The following is a 26,272-nucleotide window of genomic DNA, read 5'->3' as shown; positions in this document are numbered from 1 at the left end:
AAGGACTGAATTGCCTGATCCACGAAGGAGTCGCACGTGGACAGAAAAGTCGCCAAGGTATTGCCCGTTCGTTTTGCGCCATTACCCCTGGCGATCCGCCTCGCCGCTGCCGGCCTGTTTGCCAGCCTGCTCAGCCCTGCGGCCTTGGCTGCGTGTGACCCGTTACTGGCGGGCGGCACTGCCAGCTGTGTCGGGGCCATCACCGGGGTCACTTCCTCGGCCAACAACCTCACGGTCAATGTGCAAACCGGCGCGACGATCACCGCCCCCATTCTGGCGGGCAGTGCAATTGCCTTGACCGGCAACAACATCAACTTCAGCAACGCCGGTTCGGTCGACCCTTCGCTGCTGGGCCTGATCAGCCTGCTCACCTCGGGCGTCACCATCGGCAATGCCGCCAACAGCACCGTCAGCGTCAACAATAGCGGGCTGCTGAAAGGCACCACGGGCCTGCTTGGCGCGACCCTGTCGGGCCTGACCGGCATGGCGTTGAACGTGCAGAACGGTGCCAGCGGTACCACCACCATCATTAACAGCGGGACCATTGCCTCGGGCGCCTTGCTCGCCATTTCGCTGCTGGCTCCGGATGCACCGGTGGTCGCGGTATGGGGCGGGGGCAAGGTCGACATGACCAACACCGGCAACGTGACTGGCCGGATGACCTTCCAGGCCTCAAGCGCCGGCAACGTCTTCACCAACGTCGGCAGCATCGTGGGCGGGCTGTCCATGGGCGCTGGCGGTGGCAACAACCTGTTCAATGCGGTCACCGGCTCATCGGTCGACAAGGGCGTAGGGCTTGGGATCAACCTGCCGGTGCTGGGCCTGAACATTGCCTTTGCCCCGACCGGGGTGGTCGATGGCGGCGCGGGCGGCAGCAACACCCTGTCCCTGCAGAACGCCATCGGCGGCGGCAGTGGCAGCTCAGGTGTCGGCAGCATTTCCAGCGCCAACTACATCAACTTCAGCAACCTCATCGTCAACAGCGGTACCTGGAGCCTGCTTGGCCAGGTGTTGAGCGGCACCACCAGCACCACCCTCAATGGCGGTGTGGTCGGGGTCGACAATGCACTGGGCCTGGGCGGCGGCGCGGTGACCAGCAGCGGCGGTACCCTGCAAGCCAATGCCGTCGGGCTGACCCTGGCCAACGCGATGACCTTGGGGGCCGGCGGGCTGACTGTTCAAGGCAGTAATGCGTTGAGCTTGAGTGGCCTGCTGTCGGGCGCCGGTGCGTTGACCAAGGCCGGCACGAGTGTGCTGACCCTGGGTGGCAGCAACACCTATGCGGGGGGCACCGTGCTGTCGGCAGGTGGCCTGCAATTGGGCAATGCTGGCTCGATCGGGGCAGGCGCCCTGACCGTCACCGGCGCCGGGTCCCTGCAAGGCAGCGTGCCGCTGGTGCTGGCCAATGCCGTGCAACTGAATGCGCAACTGTCACTGCCGGGCGCCAACGCATTGACCCTGGGCGGCCAACTGACGGGCGCCGGCTCGCTGAACAAGACCGGTGCCGGCAGCTTGACCTTGAACGGCACCAACAGCTTCAGTGGTGGCACGACGCTGGGCGCTGGCAACCTGATCCTCGGCAATGCCGCTGCGCTGGGCAGTGGCGCGCTGACAGTCAGCGGCGCGAGCAACCTGGACACTGCGACCGCCCAAACCTTGAGCAATGCCATCAACCTCGGCGGGCCATTGACCCTGACCGGCAGCAACAACCTGAACCTGGGCGGCGTGATCTCGGGCGCCGGCAGCCTGATCAAGAACGGCAGCACCTCGCTGACCCTTGGCGGTGTCAACACCTTCAGCGGCGGCACGACCTTGGCGGGCGGCCTGCTGACCGTCGGCAACAGCGCCGCGCTGGGTACAGGGACGCTGACCCTGAGCGGCAACGCCAGCCTGGACGCCAGCACAGGCGTGAACCTGAACAATGCCATCGCACTGGGTGCCAGCACCTTGAGCCTGCTGGGCAGCAATGCAACCACGTTGGCGGGGGGCATTACCGGCACTGGAGCGTTGGTCAAAAGCGGCGCAGCCGATCTGACCTTGAGCGGCACCAGCAGCTTCAGCGGCGGCACCCAGTTGCAGGCGGGCAAGCTGATCGTCGGCAGCAACACGGCGCTGGGTACGGGGGTGCTGACCACCACTGCCGGCACCACGCTGGACAGTGATGCTGCGTGGGCACTGAGCAATGGCATTGCGCTGGGTGGCAACCTGAACATCGGCGGCAGCAACGCGCTGGCCCTCAATGGCGTCGTGACCGGCATTGGTGGCCTGGTCAAGAACGGCGGTGCGACCCTGGCCCTCACGGGCAACAACAATTTCCAGGGCGGGGTCTTGCTGAATGCTGGCGGGCTGCTCGTGGGGTCCAACAACGCCCTGGGTAGCGGCACCTTGAACACTGCCGTCGGCACCAGCCTGGACGCCAGCGTGGCGGTCAACCTGGGCAACGCCGTCAATCTCGGCGCCGACCTGACCATCGGTGGCACCGCCAACCTGGGCCTGGGTGGCCCGATCAACGGCGCAGGCGGGTTGATCAAGAATGGCGCAGCCGACCTGATTCTCGGCAGCGCCAACAACTACCTGGGCAACACCACACTCAATGCCGGGCGGATCCTGCTCGGCAATGCCGGCGCCCTGGGGCAGGGCACGCTGATTGCGGCGGCGGGCACCACGCTGGATGCCAGCAGCGCCCTTACCTTGAACAATGCCATTAGCCTGGGTGGCGGGTTGAACATCGGCGCCACTTCCGACCTGACCCTGCAAGGCACGGTCAGCGGTAACGGCGGCCTGATCAAGAACGGCACCACCAACCTGACGCTCAATGGTGTCAACGGCTACCTGGGCGGCACCACGCTCAATAGCGGCACCCTGACCCTTGGCAACGCCTCTGCCATGGGCACCGGCGCCTTGACCGTCGGCGGTGCGGCGACCCTCGCCAGCAGTGCCCCACTGGTACTGGTCAACGCCGTGCACCTGAACGCCGGCCTGACCGTGCCGGGCACCAGCAACCTGACCCTGAACGGTGTCATCGATGGTGTGGCGGGCCTGATCAAGAACGGTGCGGCCAACCTGACCCTGAACGGCAACAACAGCTTCAGTGGCGGCACCTTGCTCAATGCCGGTGGATTGATTCTGGGCAGCAACACTGCATTGGGAACCGGTGCGCTGACCGCAGCAGCCGGTACCTCACTGGACGCCAACAAGGTGCTGAGCGTTGCCAATGCCATCAACCTGGCTGGCAACCTGAATCTGCCTGGCAGCAACGACCTGACCCTGAGTGGCGTGATCAATGGCGCTGGCGGCCTGACCAAGACCGGCGGCGCCAGCCTTACCCTGAGCGGCAACAACGGCTACCTCGGCAACACCAACCTCAACGGTGGCTCGCTGGTACTGGGCAGCAATACCGCGTTGGGCCTGGGCACTCTCAATGCCGCGAGCAATACCACCCTGGATGCCAGCACGGCAGTCAGTCTCGGCAACCAGATCAGCCTGGCCGGCAACCTGGGTATCGGCGGCACGGCAGACCTGACCCTCAATGGCGTGGTCAGTGGCTCGGGTAGCCTGGTCAAGAACGGCGCAGCAAACCTCAACCTGAATGCCGTCAACACTTACCTTGGCGGCACCACGCTCAATGCTGGTGGCCTGATCGTCGGCAACAACCTGGCCCTGAGCAGCGGCGCACTGAATGTCACCGGTGCGGCCAAGCTCGACAGCAGCGCGGCGGTGAATCTCGCCAACCTGATCAACCTGGGGGCGGACCTCACTATCGGCGGCAGCAATGCCCTGGCCCTGAGTGGCGTCATCGCCGGCAGCGGCAAGCTGATCAAGGATGGCGCGGCCACCCTGACCCTCAATGGCCTCAACAGCTTCACCGGCGGCACCTTGCTCAATGCCGGTGGCTTGTTGCTGGGTAATGCGGCTGCACTGGGCACCGGTGCCCTGAACGTGGCGGGCGCGGGCAACCTGGATACCAGCGCCGCTTTCGCGCTGGGCAATGCCATCACCCTTGGCGCCAACCTGACCCTGAACGGCAGCAACGACCTGACCCTGGGCGGCGCCATCGACGGCGCCGCCGGGTTGATCAAGAACGGCGCCAGCAACCTGACCCTCAACGGCATCAACAGCTACCTTGGCGGGACGCTGGTCAACGCCGGCACCCTTACGCTGGGCAACAGTGCGGCACTGGGCGGCGGTGCGTTGACCATCGGTGGCGCGGCCACCCTGGACAACAGCGGCGCCTTCACCCTGGGCAACAACGTCGTGCTCAATGCCGACCTGACGCTTGCCGGCAACAACAACCTGAACCTGGGCGGCGTCATCAGCGGCGCGGGCGGCCTGATCAAGAACGGCCTGGCCGACCTGACCCTGGCCGGCGCCAACACCTTCAGCGGTGCGGTGAATATTCTCGGCGGCAGCCTGACCACGGTCGGCGGCGCGGCGTTGGGCAATACCCCCCTGGTGAATGTGGCCGCTGGCGCCAACCTGAACCTGGGTGCCAGCACCAGCCTCGGCAGCCTGACAGGGGCGGGCGGGGTGAACCTCGGTGCGGGGACCGACCTGACCCTCGGCACCGGCAACCTGAGCAGCCTGTTCAGCGGCGGCCTGAACGGTGCCGGCGGCTTGATCAAGGTCGGTACCGGTAGCCTGGAACTGGCGGGTATCAGCGGACTGACCGGCAACACCCAGGTCAATGGCGGCATTCTCAATGTCAGCGGCTCGCTGGCCAGCGCAAACGTGCAGGTCAACACCGGCGCGACGCTGACCGGTACCGGTCTGCTTTCAGGCGCGGTGACCATCGCCGATGGCGCCCACCTCGCCGTCAACAGCGGCAGCACACTGGGCCTGGGCTCGTTGCTACTGGGGGCGAACGCCAACCTGGACGTCGGCCTCGGCTCACCGGCTACTGGCGGCACGCCGCTGATCAACGTCGGCGGCAACCTGACCCTCGACGGCACTCTCAATGTCAGGGACATCGGCGGCTTTGGCGCCGGGGTCTACAACGTCATCAGCTACGGTGGCCTGCTGGTCGACAACGGCATCGTGATCGGCAGCATTCCGGGCAGCGTGCTACCCGGTGATCTGCAAGTGCAGACGGCCATCAATGGCAAGGTCAACCTGCTGGTCGGCGGTGCCAACGGCAGCGTGCTGTTCTGGGATGGCAGCCAGTTGATCAGCGACGGCACGATCAATGGCGGCAACGGCACCTGGGACACCCTGAGCAGCAACTGGACCGACGTCAACGGTGCCAACAACCGTGACTGGAGCGGCAACTTCGGCGTGTTCCAGGGCGCGGCTGGCACCGTGCTGGTGAATGGGCCGCAGGCAATCACCGGGCTGCAGTTCGTGACCGATGGCTACACCCTCAATGGCGGTGTGGCGGGTGTGCTGAACCTGGTCAACGGCAGCAGCGGCAACACCACCCTGCGGGTTGATCCGGGGGCCACGGCAACCCTGAACGTCTCCCTCGCCGGGCTTGGCCAATTGAACAAGGTAGACGCCGGTACCCTGGTGCTCGGTGGCCTGAACACCTATACCGGCGGCACTACGCTCAATGGCGGCACGCTGGTCGTGGGCAGCAGCACCGCTCTGGGTACCGGCCTGCTGACCGCCGCCAATGGCACCACGCTGGACAGCAATACGCCGGTGGTGCTGGGCAACGGCGTCAACCTGCTGGGCAACCTGAACATCGCCGGCAGCAATGCGCTGACCCTCGCGGGCCTGGTCAATGGCGCCGGCAGCCTGAGCATCAATGGTGCGGGGCCGCTCACCCTGACCGGGGCCAATGGCTACCTGGGCGGCACCACCCTGGCGAGCGGCAGCCTGCTGGTCGGCAACGACCTGGCCCTGGGCTCCGGTGCCTTGCATGTGACCGGCGCCAGCTCGTTGGGCAGCACGGCGGCGACCACCCTGGCCAACGCCATCGACCTGGGTACCACCCTGATCGTGAGCGGCACCAATGCGCTGACCCTCGGCGGTGTCGTCAGTGGTGCCGGAGGCCTGAGCAAAACCGGATCCGGCAACCTGACCCTCAATGGCGTGAACACCTACCAAGGTGGGACCATCCTGGGGGCCGGCACCCTCACCGTGGGCAACGGCGGGGCACTGGGTAGCGGCGCACTGAATGTCACGGGTGCAGCCAACCTGATCAACAGCAGCCCACTGACCCTGGGCAACAACCTGACTTTGAGCGCGGTGCTGACCCTGCCCGGGGCGAACAACCTGCTGCTGACAGGTGACATCAGTGGCACCAGTGGCTTGAGCAAAACCGGTGTCGGCAGCCTGACCCTCAGTGGCAACAACACCTATCAGGGCGCCACCAACCTGGTTAGCGGTTCGCTGATCGTTGGCGCCAATAGCGCGTTGGGTACGGGGGCATTGAACGCATCGGCGGGCACCACGCTGGACAGCAGCCTGGCCGCCAGCCTGAACAATTCCGTCAACCTGATTGGCAACCTGATCATTGCCGGCAGCAACGACCTGACCCTGAGTGGCGCAGTCAATGGCGTCGGCGGCTTGATCAAGAATGGCGCCAGCACCCTGACCCTGAGCGGCGTCAACGGCAACCTTGGCAACACCGCGCTGAATACCGGGACCCTGGTGGTCGGCAGCAACCAGGCCTTGGGCCTGGGCAGCCTGAATGCGGCGGGCGGCACCACGCTGGACAGCATCGGCAACGTGCAGTTGGGCAATACCCTGAACCTGGCCGGCAACCTGAACATCGGCGGCAGTTCGGACCTGACCCTCGCCGGGCAAGTCAATGGCGTGGGTGGGTTGACCAAGAATGGCGCAGGCAACCTGACCCTCAATGGCCTGAACAGCTACCTGGCCGGCACCACGCTCAATGCCGGCACCCTGACCCTGGGCAACAGCCTGGCGCTCGGCCTGGGCGCTCTGAACGTCGGCGGCAACGCCACGCTGGCCAGCAATACCGCACTGACCCTGGCCAACCAGCTCAACCTTGCGGCCAACCTCACGGTTGGCGGGGCCAGCAACCTGACCCTTGGCGGTGTGGTTGCCGGCACGGGCAGCCTGACCAAGACCGGTATCGGCAACCTGACCCTCAACGGCGTGAACACCTACCAGGGCGGCACCACCCTCAATGCCGGCACACTCACCTTGGGTAATGCCGGCGCACTGAGCAGCGGCGCGCTGAGCGTCACCGGTAGTTCGACATTGGACTCCAGCGCTCCGTTGAGCGTGGCCAATGCCATCGGCCTGGGCGCCAACCTGACCCTGGCCGGCAGCCAGAACCTGACCCTCGGTGGTGTCGTCAGCGGTACCGGCGGGCTGATCAAGAATGGCGGCAGCGTCCTCACCCTCAACGGCAACAACACTTACCAGGGCGGTACCTCGTTGAACGCTGGCGGCCTGGTGCTGGGTTCCAGCACCGCGCTGGGTAGCGGCACGCTGACAACAAGCGGGGGCACGACGCTGGGTACCAGCACGGCGATGACCGTGGCCAACGCCCTCAACCTGACCGGCAACCTGACCTTGACCGGCGCGCAGAACCTGGTGCTCAGTGGCGCCATCGCTGGCAGCGGCAGCCTGACCAAAAACGGCGCGGCCGACCTGACCCTGGCCGGCAACAACACCTATGCCGGCGGTACCACCCTGTCGGCAGGCAAGCTGATCGTCGGCAGCAACAGCGCCTTGGGCGCGGGCGCGCTGAGCGCGGCGGACAACACCGTGCTCGACGCCAACACGGCCGTCACCCTGGTAAACAATCTGCACCTGCTCGGCGCGCTGAGCATCGCCGGCGGCGCCGACCTGACGCTGAACGGCATCGTCGACAGCTCAGGCTCCCTGGTCAAGAATGGCGCATCCACCCTGACCCTCAATGGCAACAACACCTATTTGGGCGGCACCGAGCTCAACGCGGGCACCCTGGTGGTGGGCAGCAATAGTGCCCTGGGTGTGGGCAACGTGCAGGTCAGCGGCGTTTCGACCCTGAACAGTGGCAACAGCGGCGTGGTCCTGAACAACAACCTGTCCCTGGACGCCAACCTCAACGTCAATGGCAGCAACAACCTCGGGTTGAACGGGGTGATCTTCGGCGCCGGCCAGTTGATCAAGAACGGTACGGGCAACTTGACCTTGGGGGGGGCCAACAGCTTCAGCGGTGGCGTCGCGCTTGGTGGTGGCACCTTGACCCTGACCAACAGCAATTCGCTGGGTATCGGTGCACTGACTGCCACGGGTACCAGCACCTTGGCCAATACCCAGGCGGTGGCACTGGCCAACACCCTCAACGTGAATGGCGACCTGACCCTCAATACCCTGAATTCCTTGACCCTGGGCGGCCAGCTCAATGGCAGCGGCAACCTGATCAAGGACGGTCTCGACGAACTGGTGGTGGTGGGCAACAACGCCTTCAACGGCACGCTCAACATCCTCAACGGTACCGTGACCGCGCTGGGTGGGACGGCGCTGGGTAACCTTCGCTCAGCCAACCTCAACAGCGCTGCAACGCTGAACCTCAATGGCAATACCAGCATCGGCAGCCTGACCGGGACCGGGACCAGCAACATTGCCCTGGGCAGTACCCTGAGCCTGGGCGGCAATAACCTCGACAACGTATTCGCCGGTGTCCTGAATGGCGACGGTGCGCTGAACAAAGTGGGGACCGGGGTTCTTGAGCTGGGCGGGAGCAGCAGCCTTACCGGCAACAACCAGGTCAGCGCCGGCACCTTGAAGGTGAGCGGGACCTTGGGGGGTGGCAACCTGTCGGTCAATGCCGGCGGCACCCTGACGGGTACAGGCACGGTAGCGGGGCCTGTGACCGTGCAAAACGGCGGCCACCTGGCCGGTACCAGTGGCAGTACCCTGAATCTGGGGGGGCTGACCCTGGCTGCCAACTCCATCACGGATGTCGCACTCGGCTCGCCGGTTACCGGCAACACGCCGGTGTTCAGCGTGGGTGGCAACCTGGTGCTCGACGGCACCCTGAACATCAGCGACGCCGGCGGCTTTGGCAATGGCGTGTACCGCCTGTTCAACTTCGGCGGCAGCTTGACCAACAATCTCATGGCCTTGGGCACGTTGCCCGGAGGCGTGAACCCGGGCGAGCTGAACTTGCAGACGGCGATCGCCAACCAGATCAACCTGTTGGTCAACTCACCCAACTCGATCGTGCAGTTCTGGGATGGCAGTAACAATGCCCCGGATGGTGTGGTTCAGGGTGGCAGCGGCATCTGGACCAGCGGTGACACTAACTGGACCGACCTCAACGGCAATATCAACAGCAACTGGCTCAGCCAGTTCGCGGTGTTCCAGGGCGCGGCAGGCGACGTCACGGTGCAGGGCTCGCAGACCATCAACGGCATGCAGTTTATGACCGATGGCTACCGCCTGCTGGCCGGCATGGGTGGCGTGCTCAATGCGCTCAATGGCAACGGCGGCAGCTTTGCCGTACGGGTCGACCCGGGCCTCACGGCGACACTCGACGTCGGGATCAACGGCGCGGCCACCCTCAACAAGCTCGACACCGGCACCTTGGTGCTCAACGGTGCCAATGGCTACACCGGTGGCACGTTGCTCAGCGGCGGCACGCTGGTAGTCGGCGATGACAGCGCCCTCGGCACGGGCAACCTGAGCACCGCGGCGGGCACCACACTGGACAGCAACAAGGCCGTGACGCTGGGCAACAACACCAGCCTGACCGGGCTGCTGAGCGTGGGCGGGAGCAACGCGCTGACCCTCAACGGCCTGATCAGCGGCAGTGGCAGCCTGGCCAAGAATGGCGCCGCAACCCTGACCCTAGGCGGCAACAACACCTACCTCGGCCCGACCGCACTGAATGCTGGCGCGCTGATCCTGGCGTCCAATACGGCGCTGGGCGCTGGCGCGCTGAACGCGGCCAACGGCACCCAGCTGGACAGCAGCGCAGCAGTCAGCCTGAGCAACACCGTGAACCTGGCAGGCAACCTGACGCTCCTCGGCAGCAACGACCTGACCCTTGGCGGGCTGGTCAACGGCGCCGGAGGCCTGATCAAGCAAGGCGCGAGCAACCTGACCCTGAACGGCGCCAACGGCTATACCGGTGGTACTACCCTGAGCGATGGCAGCCTGACCCTGGGCATTGCCAGTGCGCTGGGCAGTGGCGCCTTGACCGTCGCCGGCAACGCGACGCTGGACAACAGCAGCGCGCTGACGCTGGGCAACAATGTGCTGCTCAACGCCGGCTTGACCTTGCCGGGCAACAACGACCTGACCCTGGGCGGCGTGGTCAGTGGCGCCGGCCAACTGGTCAAGAACGGCACTGCCAACCTCACCCTCAACGGCATCAACACCTATGCCGGCGGCACCGTAGTCAACGGCGGCAACCTGACCCTGGGCAATGGCGCAGCCCTGGGCATCGGCAACGTGAGTGTCGCGGGCACCTCTGTGCTGAACAACAGCACTGCGATGACCGTGGCCAACAACCTCGACGTCAGCGGAGCCCTGTCGACCGCCGGTGCCAACAACCTGACCCTTGCCGGCGTGCTGAGCGGCAGTGGCACCCTGAACAAGAATGGCCTGGCTGACCTGACCCTCAGCGGCAACAATACCTTCGCCGGTATCTTCAACATTCTTGCCGGTAGCTTGAGTACCCAGGGCAATGGCGCGCTGGGCAATCCGTCGCAACTGAACCTGAGCAGTGGCGCCACGCTCAACCTGGGTGGCAACGCCAGCCTGGGCGCGCTGGCTGGCAGCGGCGGGGTGAACATCCTCGGCGCCAACAACCTGAGTGTCGGCAGCGGTACCTTCGATGGTGTCCTCAGCGGCAGCGGCACGCTGGACAAGATCGGCAGCGGCCTGCTCACCCTGGGTGGCAACAACACCCTCAGCGGCACCACCACGGTCAGTGCCGGCAACCTGGTGGTCAACGGCAGCCTGGCGAGCACTGCGGTCAACGTGAGCAATGGTGCTTCGTTGGGTGGCAGCGGTAGCCTGGGGGGCAGCGTGACCATCGCCGACGGCGGTCACCTGGTGGTCAACAGCGGCAGCACCCTGGGTGTCGGCTCGCTGGTGCTGAACAACGATTCGAACCTGGATGTCGGGCTGGGTGCGCCGGTCGTCGGCACCCCCGGCCTGATCAATGTCGGCGGCAACCTCACCCTGGACGGCAAGCTCAATGTGAGCGATGTCGGCGGCTTCGGCGCCGGGGTCTATCGGCTGATCGACTACACCGGTGCACTCACCGACAACGGCATGGTGATCGGCACGCTGCCAGGGGTGGTGCAACCTGGTGACGTGGCCCTGCAAACGGCGATCAACAACCAGATCAACCTGGTGGTTGGCGGGACCACCAACGTACTGTTCTGGGACGGTAGCCAGATCACCGGCAACGGCGTCATCGACGGCGGCAACGGTGTATGGAATGCCACCAGCAGCAACTGGACCAGCGCCAGCGGTTCGCTGAACCGTACCTGGAATGGCACCTTCGCGGTGTTCCAGGGCACGGCCGGCACGGTCAGCGTGGATGGCTCGCAAGCCATCACCGGCCTGCAGTTCATCAGCAACGGCTACACCCTCAATGGCGGAGTCGGCGGGGAACTGCTGACCAACGGCGTCACCAATCTGCGGGTCGACAGCGGCAGCACCGGCACCCTCAACGTGGCGGTAAATGGCAGCGGCACCCTGACCAAAATCGACGCTGGCACCCTGGTGCTCAACGGTGCCAACAGCTATTCCGGTGGCACCGCTCTCAACGGCGGCAGCCTGGTGGTTGGCAACAACAATGCGCTGGGCGCAGGCGCGCTGACCGCCGCCAATGGCACCACGCTGGACAGCAACACGGCCGTCACCCTCGGCAATGCAGCGCTGCTAAATGGTGCACTGACGATTGGCGGCAGCAATGCGCTGGCGCTGGGCGGAGTGATCAGTGGTGCGGGCAGCCTGGTGAAAAATGGCGCCGCCGACCTGACCCTCTCTGGCAACAACACCTACAGCGGCGGCACCACGCTGGCAGCGGGCAGCCTGACCCTGGGCAACAACGGCGCACTGGGCACGGGTGCCCTGGGTGTCACGGGCAATGCCCAGCTCAACACCGCATCGGCACTGCAAGTGGCCAATTCCATCAACCTTGGTGCGCAACTGACTCTGGCCGGTACCCAGGACCTGACCCTCAGCGGCGCAATCACCGGCACTGGCAGCCTGGTCAAGAACGGCAACGGCGCGTTGCTGCTCAGTGGTGCCAACAGCTACAGCGGCGGCAGCACGTTCAACGCCGGCAGCGTCACGGGCGACAGCACCAGCCTGCAAGGGGCGATCCTCAACAACGCGGCGTTGACCTTCGAGCAGAACAGCAATGGCAGCTACACCGGCAACCTCACCGGCACTGGCAGCCTGAGCAAGAACGGCCTGGGGACCTTGCTGCTCACCGGCAGCAACGGCCTCACCGGCAACACCACAATCAACGCTGGCAAGCTGACGGTCAACGGCAGCCTGGCCAGCGCCAACGTACAAGTGCAGAGCGGCGCGACCCTCGGCGGTACCGGCACCCTGGGCGGCACCCTGACGGTTGCCGATGGCGGCCACCTGGCGGTGAGCAGCGGCAGCACGCTGAATGTCGGCTCGCTGGTGCTCAACAATGACGCCAACTTCGATGCAGCCCTCGGCGCGCCGTTGGGCTCGCCGGGCCTGGTCAACGTCAATGGCAACCTGACCCTGGATGGCAAGCTCAACATCAGCGACACCGGTGGCTTCGGTGCCGGGGTCTATCGGCTGATCGACTACACCGGCGCCCTCACCGACAACGGCATGGTGTTCGGCACGCTGCCGGGCCTGGTGCAACCTGGCGACCTGCAACTGCAAACCGCCGTCGGCAATCAGGTCAACCTGATCGTGGGCGGTGCTACCAACGTGCTGTTCTGGGACGGCAGCCAGATTGTCGGCAACGGCATCATCGAAGGCGGCAGCGGCGTGTGGAGCACCGGCACCAGCAACTGGACCGTCGCCGATGGCTCACTCAACGGGGCCTGGAACGGCACCTTCGCGGTGTTCCAGGGGGCGGCGGGCACGGTCACCGTGGATGGCGCGCAAGCCATCACCGGCCTGCAGTTCGTCAGCAACGGCTACACCCTCAACGGTGGTGCGGGCGGCGAGTTGCTCACCAGCGGCATCACCAATCTGCGGGTCGACAGCGGCAGCACCGGCACCCTCAACGTGGCGGTGAATGGCAGCGGTACCCTGACCAAGCTCGACACCGGTACCCTGGTGCTCAATGGCACCAACGGCTACACCGGCGGCACGACACTCAATGGCGGCACCCTGGTCGTGGGCAATAACGGCGCCTTGGGCACGGGTGTGCTGACCGCAGCCGGTGGCACCACGCTGGACAGCAATACGGCCGTCACCCTCGGCAATGCCGCCGTGCTCAACGGTGCACTGACGATTGGCGGCAGCAATGCGCTGGCGCTGGGCGGAGTGCTCAGTGGTGCGGGCGGCCTGGTGAAAAATGGCGCGGCCGACCTGGCCCTCAATGGCAACAACACTTACAGCGGCGGCACCACGCTGGCTGCGGGCAGCCTGACCCTGGGCAACAACAGCGCACTGGGCAGTGGCACTCTGGGTGTCACGGGCAATGCCCAGCTCAACACAGCGTCGGCACTGCAACTGGCCAATGCCATCAACCTCGGGGCGCAGTTGACCTTGGCCGGCACTCAGGACCTGACCCTCAGCGGCGGCATCACCGGCGCCGGCAGCCTGGTCAAGAATGGCAACGGTGCGTTGCTGCTCAGCGGTGCCAACAACTACAGCGGCGGCACCACCCTCAACGCCGGCAGCGTGACGGGCGACAGCAGCAGCCTGCAGGGGGCGATCCTCAACAACGCGGCGCTGACCTTCGAGCAGAACAGCAGCGGCAGCTACACCGGCAACCTTACCGGTACTGGCAGCCTGATCAAGAACGGCAGCGGCGCGTTGCTGCTCACCGCCAGCAACGGCTTCACCGGCAACACCACGGTCAACGCCGGCAGCCTGCTGGTCGGCGGCAGCCTGGCCAGTGGCAGCGTCTTGGTCAACAGCGGCGGTACGCTGGGCGGCAGCGGTAGCCTGGGTGGAAGCGTGACCATTGCTGACGGCGGCCATCTGGCGGTCAACAGCGGCAGCACCTTGAGCGTCGGCTCGCTGGTGCTGAACAACGATTCGAACCTGGATGCCGGCCTTGGCGCGGCGCTGGGCAGCCCGAGCCTGATCAGTGTCGGTGGCGACCTGACCCTGGACGGCAAGCTCAACGTGACCGACACCGGTGGCTTCGGCACCGGGGTCTACCGCCTGGTCGACTACACCGGTGCACTGACTGACAACGGCATGCTGTTCGGCGCGCTGCCGGGCATGGTTCAGCCGGGCGACTTGCTGCTGCAGACGGCAATCGGCAACCAGGTCAACCTGGTGGTCGGGGGCCTGAGCGGTGTGCTGTTCTGGGACGGCAGCCAACTGGTCGGCAACGGCGCAGTGGACGGCGGCAGTGGTACCTGGAACACCGCCAACAGCAACTGGACCAACGCCAACGGGTCACTCAACCAAGGCTGGAACAGCACCTTCGCGGTGTTCCAGGGCGCGGCCGGCACAGTCACCGTGGATGGCTCGCAAGCCATCAGCGGCCTGCAGTTCGTCAGCAACGGCTACACCCTCAATGGTGGTGCGGGCGGTGAGTTGCTCACCAGCGGCATCACCAATGTACGGGTCGACAGTGGCAGCACCGGCACCCTCAACGTGGCGGTGAATGGCAGTGGTACGCTGACCAAGCTCGACACCGGCACCCTGGTGCTCAATGGCGCCAACGGCTACACCGGCGGTACTGCGCTCAATGGCGGCACCCTGGTCGTCGGCAACAACGGCGCCCTGGGCACGGGTGTGCTGACCGCGGCCAATGGCACCACGCTGGACAGCAACGCGGCCATCACCCTTGGCAACGCAGCGGTGCTCAATGGTGCGCTGGCCATCGGCGGCAGCAATGCACTGACGTTGAACGGTGTGCTCAGCGGCGCAGGAAGCTTGCAGAAGAATGGCGCAGCCGACCTTACCCTCAACGGCAACAACACCTACAGCGGCGGCACCCTGCTCAACGCGGGCAGCCTGACCCTGGGCAGCAACACTGCGCTGGGGACCGGGGTATTGAGCGTTGCCGGCAACACCCAGCTCAATGCGCCAACGGCCCTGCAACTGGCCAACGGCATCAACCTGGCCGCGCAACTGACCCTGGCCGGCACCCAGGACCTGGCCCTGAACGGTGTAATCGCCGGCAATGGCAGCCTGGTCAAGAACGGCAACGGCACGTTGCTGCTCACCGGTGCCAATACCTACAGCGGCGGCACGGCGATCAATGCCGGCAGCGTGGCCGGCAGCACCACCAGCTTGCAGGGGGCGATCCTCAACAATGCCGTACTGACCTTCGAGCAGAACAGCAACGGCAGCTACACCGGCAACCTCACCGGCAGCGGCACGCTGAACAAGACCGGCACGGGTGAGTTGCTGTTGGCGGGCAGCAACGGCTTCACCGGCAACACCCTGGTGAATGCCGGCACGCTGAAGGTCAACGGCACATTGGCCAGCGCCAATGTGCAGGTAGCCAGTGGCGCCAAGCTGGGGGGCAGCGGTAGCTACGCAGGCACCGTCAACATCGCTGACGGCGCGACCCTGCTCGCCGGTACTGCAACCAGCCCACTGTCGGTCGGAAACCTCAGCCTTTCTTCGGGTTCCAACCTGGACTTCGCCCTTGGCAACCCGAGCAGCTCCAGCACGGTGGTCAAGGTGGGGGGCAACCTGGTACTCGACGGCACGTTGAACATCAGCAATGCCGGTGGCTTCGGCACCGGGGTCTACCAACTGTTCACCTACGGTGGCAGCCTGACCAACAACGGCCTGTTGTTCGGCCAGTTGCCCGGCAGCACCTTGCCGGCTGACCTGACCCTGCAAACCGCCATCGCCAACCAGCTCAACCTGGTGGTGCAAAGCAGCGCCGGCGAATTGCAGTTCTGGAACGGTGGTCAGAACAATCCCAATGGCAGCATTGGTGGCGGCAGCGGCGTGTGGGGCCCAGGCACCAACTGGACCAACGCCAGCGGCAGTGCCGGCGAAGGCTGGGGCAGCCAGTACGCGGTATTCGGCGGGCAGAGCGGCACGGTCACCGTGCAGGGCCCGCAGTCGTTCACCGGCATGCAGTTCCTCAGCAGCGGCTATCAGGTCGTGCCGGGCAGTGGCGGCAGCCTGGCGCCGGTCAACGGTGCCAATGGCAGCCTGGCGGGTATCCGCGTCAATAGCGGGGCCAGTACAACCATCTCGGCACCGTTGGTGGGCACTGGCGGTATCGAGAAGCTGGATTCCGGAACCCTGGTACTGACCGGTGCCAACACCTACAGCGGCGGTACCACCATCAGTGGCGGCACCTTGGTGGGCAACACCACCAGCCTGCAAGGCAACATCCTCGACAACGCCAGCCTGGTGTTCCAGCAGGATGCTGACGGGCAGTTCAAGGGCACCCTCAGCGGGACGGGCAGTGCCAGCAAACAAGGCAACGGTTCGCTGCTGCTGACCGGCAACCAGCCGTTCAGCGGGGCCTTTGCCGTCAACCAGGGGCAATTGATCGTTGGCAACGCGGCCAACCCGGGCACCGTGCTCGGCGCCCAGGTCACGGTCGCCAATGGCGCAGCGCTGAGCGGTACCGGCAGCGTCGCCTCGCTGGTCAACAACGGCAACGTGATGCCAGGGCCTGGCGGCAATCTGTCGGTCGCCGGCAACTTCACCAATGGCAGCAGCGGCACGCTGACCATTGCCTTGCAACCGAGCACCACCAGCTACCTGGATGTGGGTGGCACTGCCAACCTGGGCGGTAGTCTGCAGGTGCTCAACCTGGGGGATTACGCCGGCGAAGCGAAGTACACGCTGCTTGAAGCCACCGGTGGGGTCACCGGCACCTTTGCCAGCACCAACCTGACCAACCTGGCGTTCCTGCGCACCGAGCTGACTTATGGTGCCAATGACGTCACCTTGTCGCTGGGGCGCAATCAGACCGCCTTCGCCGATATCACCACTACCGGCAACCAGCGTGGCGTGGCCAATGCACTCGACAGCAGCGCCGCACCGGCAAGCCTGCGCAACCAGATCGTCACCCTTGACCGGGCGGCGGCGCTGGCGGCGTTCGACAGTTTGTCCGGGGAGATTCACGCCAGCACCGCGAGCGTGCTGCTGGAAGACTCGCGCTACATCCGCGACGCAGTGAACGACCGCATGCGCCAATCGGGTTGCAGCAGCAGCGACGATCCACGTCGGGTGCTGGCGCCAAACGGCAACCAGCAGCTGACCAGCGAAGGTTGCCAGGGTGAGAGCGTGGGTTGGGTGCGGGCTCTGGGTGGTTGGGGCACCTATGACGCCAGCCACGACGCCTCGGGTGTCGATCGCGAACTGTCGGGCTTCATGCTGGGGGTCGACAACAACCTGAGCGATGAATGGCGCCTCGGCGTTGCAGCCGGGTATACCAACAGCAGCATCGACGGCAAGCACCACTCGGGCGATGCGTCGGTGGACAGCTACCACCTGGCGAGCTACCTCAGCTACCAGCTCGACGCCTTTGCCGCACGCATGGGCGTTGGCTACAGCTGGCATGACATCGACACCAAGCGTGATGTGGTGGCGGGCACCTACAATGACCGTCTGAAGGCCAGCTACAAGGCACAAAGTGCCCAGGTGTTTGGCGAAGTCGCGTACACCTTCGATGCCGCTGGCGTGGCGCTGGAGCCGTTCGCGGGGCTGGCCTACGTCAACTACGACAGCGACAACGCCCATGAGAAAGGTGGGGCTGGGCGGCTTGAGGCAAGTGCCGATCAGGACGTGACGTTCTCCACGGTTGGCCTGCGGGTGGGCAAGTCGTTCACCCTGAACAATGGCACCACGCTGACACCGCGCGGCAGCCTTGGCTGGCGGCATGCGTTTGGTGACACGGATCCGCAAGCTGACCTGCGCTTCATCGAGGGCGGCGCCGGGTTTACCACCCAGGGTGTGCCGATTGCCAAGGATGCGGCGGTGGTGGAGGCGGGTGTGGACCTGAGCATTGGCCAGGCCGGCAAGTTGGGCCTGGGGTACTCGGGGCAGTTGTCCAGCGACAACCGCGACCATGCAGTGACCGTGAGCTTCAGCATGGGCTTTTAACCTGTGACCACCGTGGGCGTTGTCGTTACCGGCCTCATCGCCAGCAACGACAGCGCCCACGGTGGCGGCAGCGAGTGATAGAGTTGCGCCCATTTCGGATCAACTGAACAAGGAGTTCAGCGTAATGGGTACACCGGCTTTCCCCTCAGACCTGTGCCTGCAAACCGCGCGTCTGCAACTGCGCCCGATGGTCGCCGAAGACGCCGAGCAATGGCTGGGCATCATGGCCGACCCGCAGGTCATGCGTTACTGGAACCACGCCCCCTGGGCCACCCTTGCTGAAGCCGAATCCGCTCTCGCACAAGACCGCGCGGCCTATGCCGCCGGCCAGTCCCTCAAGCTGGGCATCTACCGCAACGACAACGATCAACTGATCGGCATGTGCCAGTTCTTCAATATCGACGACAGCTCGCGGCGTGGCGAAATCGGCTATTGCCTGGCGAGCAACGCGCAAGGCCAGGGCTTCATGAGCGAAGCGCTGGACGGCTTCGTCGCCTACCTGATTACCGAGCGCAACCTGCGTCGCCTTGAAGGCGAGATCGACCCGCGCAATCTGGCCTCGGCCCGTAGCCTTGAACGCCTCGGCTTTGTTCGCGAAGGGCTGCTGCGCGAACGCTGGTGCATTGATGGCGAACTGTCCGACTCTGCCCTTTACGGTTTGCTGGCCGACGACAATCGCTCGAACTGAGCCTGGGGTTTTTGGCGTATCGTCGCGAGCTGGATTATTCATGAGGTTGACGCATGGCGCGGTACTACGTCTCCATTACTTTGCTGATCTACCTGCTGGCGCTGTGTTTCGATGCGGTCAGGATGACCGGCGGGAACAGCATGGCGGCGTTGCAGATGCTGATTTATGGCCCGTGGGGCGTGGTCTTCGGCATGTTCGGCTGGTTTGCCAATCCGTTGCTCGGGCTGGCGTTGCTGCTGCGCCGGCGCTTTCGCTGGCCTTCGCTGGTGATCGCTGGCTGGGCGTTGTACCTGGCGCTGGCAAGCTGGAACCTCGACCGTCTGCCGAACAATCGCAGCTATGACTTCTTCGACGTTACCGGCTTTGCCGCAGGTTATTACCTCTGGGTGCTGGCCATCGCGGCCTTCTGTGCCGGACAGGCCTGGTGGTGTTATCGCGGCCGCGATGAGGTGCCGCGCTGGAGCCTGCCGGACGGCGGCCTGGCCGTGCTGCTGGTGGCGGTTGTGGTGATGGCAACGCAGAACGACAGCCTGCGCTTCAAGCTTGAGCGGGCCTTCGAGCCGCCACCGAGCTGGCAGTACGAAGCCCCGCGTCGGGATGAAGCGATCTAGCGCTGTGCGCTGGTCGCCCACTGCACCAGCAGCATGCCGACCACGATCAGCGTCACGCCAGCAATCCGCAGCCCGTTCACCGGGCGCACCGGCAGGCCCATCAGCCCCCACTGGTCGATGGCCAGCGACGACAGCACCTGGCCGGCCACCACGCAGACGATAAACCCGGCAGCGCCAAGGCGTGGAGTCAGGATCAACGCCGCAGTGATGTAAGCGACCCCCGCCACGCCGCCAAACCACGCCCACCACGGCGCCTGCCCCAGAGCGGCCAGCTGCGGGGCAGGGGCGCGCATCAGCAACAGCGCCGGCAACACCATCAGCACACTGACCGCCAGCGAAATTAGCGTGGCCCACAGCGGGTGCCCCAGCAGCTTGCCCAGCGCCGCGTTGCTGCCGGCCTGGAAAGGTACGGCCGCGCCGGCGAGCAGGGCGATGAGCAGCGGGATGACGACAGCCGGGGCAATGTTCAGGCTCATGAGAACTCCTTGAAGTGAGCGGTACACCGGTGCAGTCTTGGTTATCCATGCCAATGATGGAAATTCGAACGTTGCACAGGAGCTATTCGCCAGATGGATGATCTGCGCCGCATCGACCTCAACCTGTTGTTGACCCTGCATGCTTTGCTCGCTGAGCAGCACGTTTCGCGTGCGGCAGTACGCCTGCATCGCAGCCAGCCGGCGGTGAGCCATGCGCTGGCGCAATTGCGCGAGATCTTCGCCGACCCGTTGCTGGTGCGCCGGGGCGGTGGTTTGCAGCCGACCGTTCGCGCACTGGAACTGATTCAGCCGTTGCAGGAGGCCTTGCAGCAGCTTGACGCCTTGCTCAGCAGCCCAGGTTTCGACCCGGCGCGGGCGCGCCGCAGTTTTCGCCTGGCGATGTCGGACTATGGCGCGCGCGTGGTATTGCCGCGTTTGATGCGCGGGTTGCGCGAAGACGCACCGGGTGTCGATCTGGTGGTTACCCAAGGCAGCCGCGAGGCGATGCTCAGCCAGTTGTTCGATGGCGAGACTGATTTGGCGTTGGGCGTGTTCCCGACGCTGGCCGATCCGCTGCGAGCGGAGCAGTTGTTCGAGGAGCGTTTCGCCTGCCTGGCAGACCGCGACCGCTTGCCGCCACGCGGCGGGCTGACCCTGGAGCAATGGCTGGCGCGCCCGCATGTGCTGGTGGCGGTGCGGCCGGGGGCTGACAACGAAATTGATCAGGCATTGGCGGGCCTGGGGGCTACCCGCCGGGTAGCCTTGGCATTACCGCATTGGACGGCGGCCAGCGAAGTGATCGCCGGTACCGATCTGATCCTGACCGTGGCGCGGCGTAACCTGGAGGGCTTCAGGCAGCGTCAGCTACGCTGCTTCGAGCCGCCGCTGGCGATCCGTGCCTTTGCCTTCCAACAGGCCTGGCATGAACGGCGCGAGGGTGATGCGGCGCATCGCTGGTTGCGTGGGCGGGTACTGCAGGCGTGTCAGGTTGAACAGTAATCACAAGGGAGATAGACGATGAAGCATGGGGTAGCAGGCGTGGCATTGGCGGTGCTGGCGGGGGCGTCATGGGCGCAGGACGCGCCGGAGTATTCGGCGGTTTACCGCAGTTGCATGGAGAGCGCGCAAAGCACCGCCAGCATGAGCGAATGCAGCGCTGCCGAGCTCAAGCGTGAGGATGCGCGCTTGAACCAGGCTTACAAGAAAGCCATGGCCGGGCTTGAGGCTGATAGCCAGGGGCGACTGCGCGATGCGCAGCGCTTGTGGGTGAAGTACCGCGACAGCAATTGCTCGATGTACTACCAACTGACCGGCGGCACCATGGACATCCTCAATGGCGGCGGGTGCAGCCTGAGCATGACCAAGGCGCGGGCCGATGAGCTGGAAGCGCTGCAGGGGCTTTAACCTCGGAAGTCTCCTACTCGAAACCCCGACCAGTCTATCTAGCTGCACCAAGTGTGTTGCCTCAAGGTATCTGGCTCAAGGAAGCAGGCTGTCACCCACAGATTTTCCAATCTGTCGCTTGTCAGTCTGTATCTACAGGGATACAGTAGGGGCACTCCATGATCTACACCATCGAGCAGACACAACGCTTTCGAAGCTGGCTTGAAGGCATGCGGGACCTGCGGGCAAAGATCGCCATTGGTCGGCGCCTGGAGCGTGCATCGGTGGGTAATCTGGGGGATGTCAGGTGTATTGGCGAGGGCGTATCCGAGATGCGCCTGGATACCGGGCCAGGTTACCGGGTGTATTTCACGGTGCGTACCGGTGTTGTCATTGTGCTGCTGGCGGGTGGTGACAAGTCATCCCAGGCAGCAGATATCCGATTGGCCCGCAGTTTGGCAAAAGAGGTTTGATCATGACCGTAGCACTCACTTCATTCGACATGGCCGCGCTGCTGGACAGCGACGAGGCGATCAGCGAATACCTGTCCCAGGTGCTTGAAGATGGCGACACCGACGAACTGCTGCGTGCCCTTGGGCATGTTGCCAAGGCGCGTGGCATGACCCAGGTCGCGCGCGCTACCGGCCTGGGGCGAGAAAGCCTCTACAAGGTTTTTGCCCCAGGTGCCAAGCCGCGTTTCGATACGGTGCTCAAAGTAATACATGCCTTGGGTATCGACCTGCGTGCACAACCTCACGGTGTCACCCACGCGTCTACCTGACTGGCGCAGGCATGGACCCGCGCCCACGCTTCCCTTACCCTGAGCGCGACGTTCCCCCGAGCCACCTGACCTATGATTGCCCATATCGCCCTGTTTCTTTGCACCCTGGTTGCCATGGAGGCGGTCGGCTTCCTGGCACACAAGTATGTGATGCATGGGTGGGGCTGGTTTTTGCATCGTTCGCACCACGAGAAGCACCTGGGCGCGGTCGAGACCAATGACGTCTACCTGCTGGTGCTGGCGTTGGTGGCGATCACGCTGATTGTGCTGGGCAACAGCGGTCATGATCCCTTGCAGTGGATTGGCGCGGGTGTGGCGGCATTTGGCATCATTTATGTGGTCGTGCATGACGGCATCGTGCACCGGCATTGGCCGCTGCGGCCCAAGCCGCGCAATCGCTACCTGCGTCGCCTGTACCACGCGCACCTGATGCATCACGGGGTGCAGGGGCGTGAGCACAGCGTGTCGTTCGGTTTTCTGTATGCGCCGCCTATCCACCGCTTGAAGCGTCAGTTGCGCGCAGCCCGTCGCGCCGAAAATACCCCAGCCAAAACACTGCCCCCCATGGGCGCCGGACTTGCCGGCGATTGACGGCGCAGCCTTCACAGAATTGCCCTAGTGGGCCAGGCAAGGCCACATCCCCGCCCTGCAACGCTATACTCGCCTGCTCCCCAATTTATATCCGAGTATTGCCATGGGTCTCTCCGTCCCCGTTACGCCCGAACGCCGTTTCGGTGCGCCGCTGTTCGCCTTGGCGCTGTTGCTGATCGGCGCTGTATTCCTCAACGCCAGCGTGGGTAGCAAGCAGGTGTTGCTGCTGATGGTCGGCGCGGCCCTGGGCCTGACGCTGTACCACGCCGCCTTTGGGTTCACCTCGGCCTGGCGTGTGTTCATCAACGAGCGCCGCGGCGCTGGCCTGCGTGCACAGATGGTCATGCTGGCGCTGGCCGTGCTGCTGTTCTTCCCGGCACTGGGTGCCGGCACCTTGTTCGGTCAGCCGGTGACCGGCCTGGTGGCCCCGGCCGGTGTTTCCGTGGTGTTCGGCGCCTTCATCTTCGGCATCGGCATGCAGATGGGCGGTGGCTGTGCTTCCGGCACCCTGTTCACCGTGGGCGGCGGCAATGCACGCATGCTGGTGACCTTGCTGTTCTTCATCATCGGTTCGGTGACGGCCACGCACCATGTCGATTGGTGGTTCTCGCTGCCGTCGTTCCCGGCGACCTCCATCGTCCAGACCTTCGGTGTAGCGCCTGCGCTGGTGCTGAGCCTGGCGGTATTTGCGGTAATCGCCTGGGCGACCGTGCTGCTGGAAAAGCGTCGTCATGGTCAGCTTGAGGCACCGGTTGCCAGTGAGCATCAGGGCCTGCGTCGTTTCCTGCGTGGCCCATGGCCGCTGGTGTGGGGCGCAGTGGCGTTGGCATTGCTGAACTACGCGACCCTGGCGCTGGCCGGGCGCCCGTGGGGCATCACCTCGGCGTTTGCCTTGTGGGGCGCGAAAACCCTTTCGGGGCTGGGTGTGGATGTCGGCAGTTGGGCTTTCTGGCAAATGCCGGGCAACGCCAAGGCATTGGCTGCGCCGCTGTGGCAGGACGTCACCACGGTGATGGACATTGGCATCATCCTCGGTGCGTTGTTGGCGGCAGGGTTGGCCGGGCGATTTGCGCCGAGCCTGAACATTCCGAAACGCTCGCTGGTGGCGGCGGTAATCGGCGGTTTGCTGCTCGGTTACGGTTCGCGCCTGGCGTATGGCTGCAACATCGGTGCGTACTTTAGCGGTATCGCCTCGGGCAGCCTGCATGGCTGGTTGTGGTTGATCGCGGCGTATGCCGGCAACGTGATTGGCGTGCGTATTCGCCCGTTCTTCTTCGAGGGCGAGCGTCGCCCGGTGGCGTTGAGCGGCTGCTGAAAGGACTGCTGGGTTTAGTGGATGAATTGGCGGGTTTCCAGTGGGTTGGCCTGGATGGATTATCCCCAAATCCCGCTTGATCGGCTGTTGAACAGGCCCGCCTGGTCGGAACCAGGCGGGCTTTTTGTTGGCGCGGTTACACTGACTCGAAAAGCTGCTTTCAGCATTTATGGAGAATGAGCAATGCCACATGAAGGCAGTCTGCTACAAAGCGCGGTGATCTTTCTGCTCGCCGCAGTCATCACCGTGCCGCTGGCCAAACGCCTGAAGCTGGGCGCGGTCCTGGGTTACCTGCTGGCCGGCGTGGTGATCGGGCCGCAGGCGCTGGGTTTGATCGGCAACCCGCAGAGCGTTGCGCACTTTTCCGAGCTTGGCGTGGTGTTGCTGCTGTTCATCATCGGCCTGGAGTTGTCGCCCAAGCGCTTGTGGCTGATGCGCAAAGCCGTGTTCGGCGTGGGGCTGGCGCAGGTCGTGGTGACGGGGGCGGTGATTGGCGGTATTGCGCTGTTGTTCTTCGACCAGTCGCTGCCGGCCGCCGTGGTGCTTGGCCTGGGGCTAGCGTTGTCGTCCACGGCGCTTGGCCTGCAGAGTCTTGCCGAGAACAAGCAGTTGACCAGCCCGCATGGGCGTCTGGCGTTTGCCATCCTGCTGTTCCAGGACATTGCGGCAATTCCATTGATTGCCCTGGTGCCGCTGCTGGCGGCAACCGGCCCGGAGGTGGCTCAAGGCGAGACGTTCAATAGCGTCTTGAAGGTTGTCGGCAGTATTGCCATCGTTGTAATTGGTGGTCGCTATTTGCTGCGCCCGGTATTCAGGACGGTTGCCCGTTCGGGCTTGCCGGAAGTGTCGACGGCCACGGCGTTGCTGGTAGTGATCGGTACTGCATGGCTGATGGAACTGGCAGGTGTTTCGATGGCCCTCGGTGCGTTTCTTGCGGGGCTGCTGTTGGCGGACTCCGAGTATCGCCACGAGCTGGAATCGCAGATCGAACCGTTCAAGGGTTTGCTGCTGGGGTTGTTCTTCATCAGTGTCGGGATGGGCGCGAACCTGGCGTTGCTGGCCGAGATACCGGTAGTCATCGTTGGCTTCACCTTGTTGCTGATTCTGGTGAAGTTGCCTTTGCTGATGGCGGTCGGGCGTTTGGCGGGTGGTTTGAACCGTACCAGCGCATTGCGCTTGGGGGTGGTGCTGGCGGCGGGCGGTGAGTTTGCCTTTGTGGTGTTCAAGCTGGGCAAGGACCAGGGCCTGTTCGATGCGCGTACCTACGACATCCTGCTGCTGACCATCACCTTGTCGATGGCCGTGACACCGCTGCTGATGCTGGCCTGTGCGAAGTGGTCGAAGAAACTGACGCAACCTGTGCGAGAAGTACCTGAGCAATACAAGCGCATCGAAGGCGATGGGCCGCGCGTGGTGATTGCCGGCATGGGCCGAATGGGGCAGATTGTCGCGCGTATCCTGCGGGCGCAGAACGTACCCTTTATTGCGCTGGACACCTCGGTGGACACCATCGAGCTGATCCGCACCTTTGAAAAGGTGCCGGTGTTCTACGGCGACCCGATGCGTGCGGAGGTGTTGCATGCGGCGAAGGTGGGGGAGGCGGAGTACTTCGTGATTGCTACCGATGACCCGGACATCAGCACCAAGACTGCCGAATTGGTGAAGCGACTGTACCCGCACCTGAAGGTCATCGCCCGCGCGCGCAACCGGCAGCATGTGCACCGGTTGGTGGAGGCGGGGGCGGAGCCGATTCGCGAGACGTTCTATTCGAGCCTGGAGATGACCCGGCGTACCCTGGTGGGCCTGGGGCTGAGCAATGCACAGGCCGAGCAACGCATTCAGCTGTTCACCGAGCATGACGAACAGGTGCTTGAGGCGCAGCGTATGGTACTGGGCGATAGGGACAAGGTCATGCAGACGACGCAGGAAGCGCGGTTCGAGTTGGCGCGGTTGTTTGAGTCAGATGGTGAAACTGGGTCTACTTAACTGTCTGGGCCGACCCTCTGTAGCTGCCATGACTTCGCTGGCAAGGCCAGCTCCTGCGTAGCCGCTGCCGTCAGGCTGCGCTCGCCTGCATCGCAGGCGCCGCCTTTGGGAGCCCTCACGGACTCCAGCGCAGCCTGTCGGCAGCGGCTACAAAAACGGTGCGCGACAGTTGCTCCTGCAGGGTCAGTGAATATCCTGTGGGCGCCGGCTTGGACTCTTCATCGGGAAACGTAGCCGCTGCCGTAAGGCTGCGCTCGCCTGCATCGCAGGCGCCGCCTTTGGGAGCCCTCACGGGCTCCAGCGCAGCCTGTCGGCAGC

The 26,272-nt window shown here is 64.6% G+C and carries 12 protein-coding genes; 10 read left to right on the top strand and 2 right to left on the bottom strand.

The annotated features are described in order from the left end of the window. Nucleotides 1-36: 36 nt before the first annotated feature. The 3 genes from M5G11_RS11875 (at nt 37) to M5G11_RS11865 (ending at nt 19,422) form a co-directional block, all read left to right on the top strand. Entirely contained in the window at nt 37-18,123 is an 18,087-nt protein-coding gene (locus M5G11_RS11875; protein WP_273911678.1) for an autotransporter-associated beta strand repeat-containing protein, read from the top strand. 124 nt (nt 18,124-18,247) lie between these two features. Continuing rightward, nucleotides 18,248-18,811 (top strand): GNAT family N-acetyltransferase, encoded by a 564-nt coding sequence (locus M5G11_RS11870; RefSeq protein ID WP_273911679.1) that lies wholly within the window; start codon nt 18,248-18,250, stop codon nt 18,809-18,811. A 53-nt stretch (nt 18,812-18,864) separates the two neighbouring features. Continuing rightward, entirely contained in the window at nt 18,865-19,422 is a 558-nt protein-coding gene (locus M5G11_RS11865) for a hypothetical protein (protein WP_273911680.1), read from the top strand. On the opposite strand, the gene M5G11_RS11860 is transcribed toward M5G11_RS11865, so the two are convergent. Further along, the gene (locus M5G11_RS11860; RefSeq protein ID WP_273911681.1) at nt 19,419-19,898 is read right to left on the bottom strand and encodes a DMT family transporter; all 480 of its coding nucleotides are present in this window, start codon (nt 19,896-19,898) and stop codon (nt 19,419-19,421) included. The genes M5G11_RS11865 and M5G11_RS11860 overlap by 4 nt on opposite strands. Before the next feature lie 93 nt (nt 19,899-19,991). On the opposite strand from M5G11_RS11860, the gene M5G11_RS11855 reads away from it, so the two are divergent. The 7 genes from M5G11_RS11855 (at nt 19,992) to M5G11_RS11825 (ending at nt 25,954) form a co-directional block, all read left to right on the top strand. Continuing rightward, complete coding sequence (locus M5G11_RS11855; protein ID WP_273911682.1) at nt 19,992-20,897, top strand: LysR family transcriptional regulator; 906 nt, start codon at nt 19,992-19,994, stop codon at nt 20,895-20,897. Nucleotides 20,898-20,915: 18 nt separating this feature from the next. Next, the gene (locus M5G11_RS11850) at nt 20,916-21,302 is read left to right on the top strand and encodes a lysozyme inhibitor LprI family protein (protein ID WP_273925285.1); all 387 of its coding nucleotides are present in this window, start codon (nt 20,916-20,918) and stop codon (nt 21,300-21,302) included. A 158-nt stretch (nt 21,303-21,460) separates the two neighbouring features. After that, entirely contained in the window at nt 21,461-21,754 is a 294-nt protein-coding gene (locus tag M5G11_RS11845; RefSeq protein WP_273911684.1) for a type II toxin-antitoxin system RelE/ParE family toxin, read from the top strand. A 2-nt stretch (nt 21,755-21,756) separates the two neighbouring features. Continuing rightward, nucleotides 21,757-22,062, top strand: a complete 306-nt coding sequence (locus M5G11_RS11840; RefSeq protein ID WP_273911685.1) for an addiction module antidote protein — start codon at nt 21,757-21,759, stop codon at nt 22,060-22,062. 72 nt (nt 22,063-22,134) lie between these two features. Beyond that, complete coding sequence (locus M5G11_RS11835; protein WP_273911686.1) at nt 22,135-22,653, top strand: sterol desaturase family protein; 519 nt, start codon at nt 22,135-22,137, stop codon at nt 22,651-22,653. A gap of 103 nt (nt 22,654-22,756) precedes the next feature. Beyond that, on the top strand, nt 22,757-23,968 hold the full coding sequence (locus M5G11_RS11830; RefSeq protein ID WP_273911687.1) for a YeeE/YedE family protein: 1,212 nt from the start codon (nt 22,757-22,759) through the stop codon (nt 23,966-23,968). Nucleotides 23,969-24,151: 183 nt separating this feature from the next. Then, nucleotides 24,152-25,954: a monovalent cation:proton antiporter-2 (CPA2) family protein gene (locus M5G11_RS11825; RefSeq protein WP_273911688.1), complete on the top strand. Its 1,803-nt coding sequence runs from the start codon at nt 24,152-24,154 to the stop codon at nt 25,952-25,954. 115 nt (nt 25,955-26,069) lie between these two features. On the opposite strand, the gene M5G11_RS11820 is transcribed toward M5G11_RS11825, so the two are convergent. Then, nucleotides 26,070-26,272: hypothetical protein (locus M5G11_RS11820; protein WP_273925283.1), on the bottom strand; the 203-nt coding region annotated here is incomplete at its 5' end.

Source organism: Pseudomonas fontis (assembly GCF_028656955.1).
GTDB lineage: Bacteria > Pseudomonadota > Gammaproteobacteria > Pseudomonadales > Pseudomonadaceae > Aquipseudomonas > Aquipseudomonas fontis.
Note: the sequence above shows the minus strand (reverse complement) of the source record. Positions and strands in the feature narration are given on the sequence as shown.

Bases quoted from the DNA above. Each gene is read 5' to 3' on its own strand.
- M5G11_RS11870 (WP_273911679.1), top strand. From the start codon at position 18,248: ATGGGTACACCGGCTTTCCCCTCAGACCTGTGCCTGCAAACCGCGCGT.
- M5G11_RS11865 (WP_273911680.1), top strand. From the start codon at position 18,865: ATGGCGCGGTACTACGTCTCCATTACTTTGCTGATCTACCTGCTGGCG.
- M5G11_RS11860 (WP_273911681.1), bottom strand. From the start codon at position 19,898: ATGAGCCTGAACATTGCCCCGGCTGTCGTCATCCCGCTGCTCATCGCC.
- M5G11_RS11855 (WP_273911682.1), top strand. From the start codon at position 19,992: ATGGATGATCTGCGCCGCATCGACCTCAACCTGTTGTTGACCCTGCAT.
- M5G11_RS11850 (WP_273925285.1), top strand. From the start codon at position 20,916: ATGAAGCATGGGGTAGCAGGCGTGGCATTGGCGGTGCTGGCGGGGGCG.
- M5G11_RS11845 (WP_273911684.1), top strand. From the start codon at position 21,461: ATGATCTACACCATCGAGCAGACACAACGCTTTCGAAGCTGGCTTGAA.
- M5G11_RS11840 (WP_273911685.1), top strand. From the start codon at position 21,757: ATGACCGTAGCACTCACTTCATTCGACATGGCCGCGCTGCTGGACAGC.
- M5G11_RS11835 (WP_273911686.1), top strand. From the start codon at position 22,135: ATGATTGCCCATATCGCCCTGTTTCTTTGCACCCTGGTTGCCATGGAG.
- M5G11_RS11830 (WP_273911687.1), top strand. From the start codon at position 22,757: ATGGGTCTCTCCGTCCCCGTTACGCCCGAACGCCGTTTCGGTGCGCCG.
- M5G11_RS11825 (WP_273911688.1), top strand. From the start codon at position 24,152: ATGCCACATGAAGGCAGTCTGCTACAAAGCGCGGTGATCTTTCTGCTC.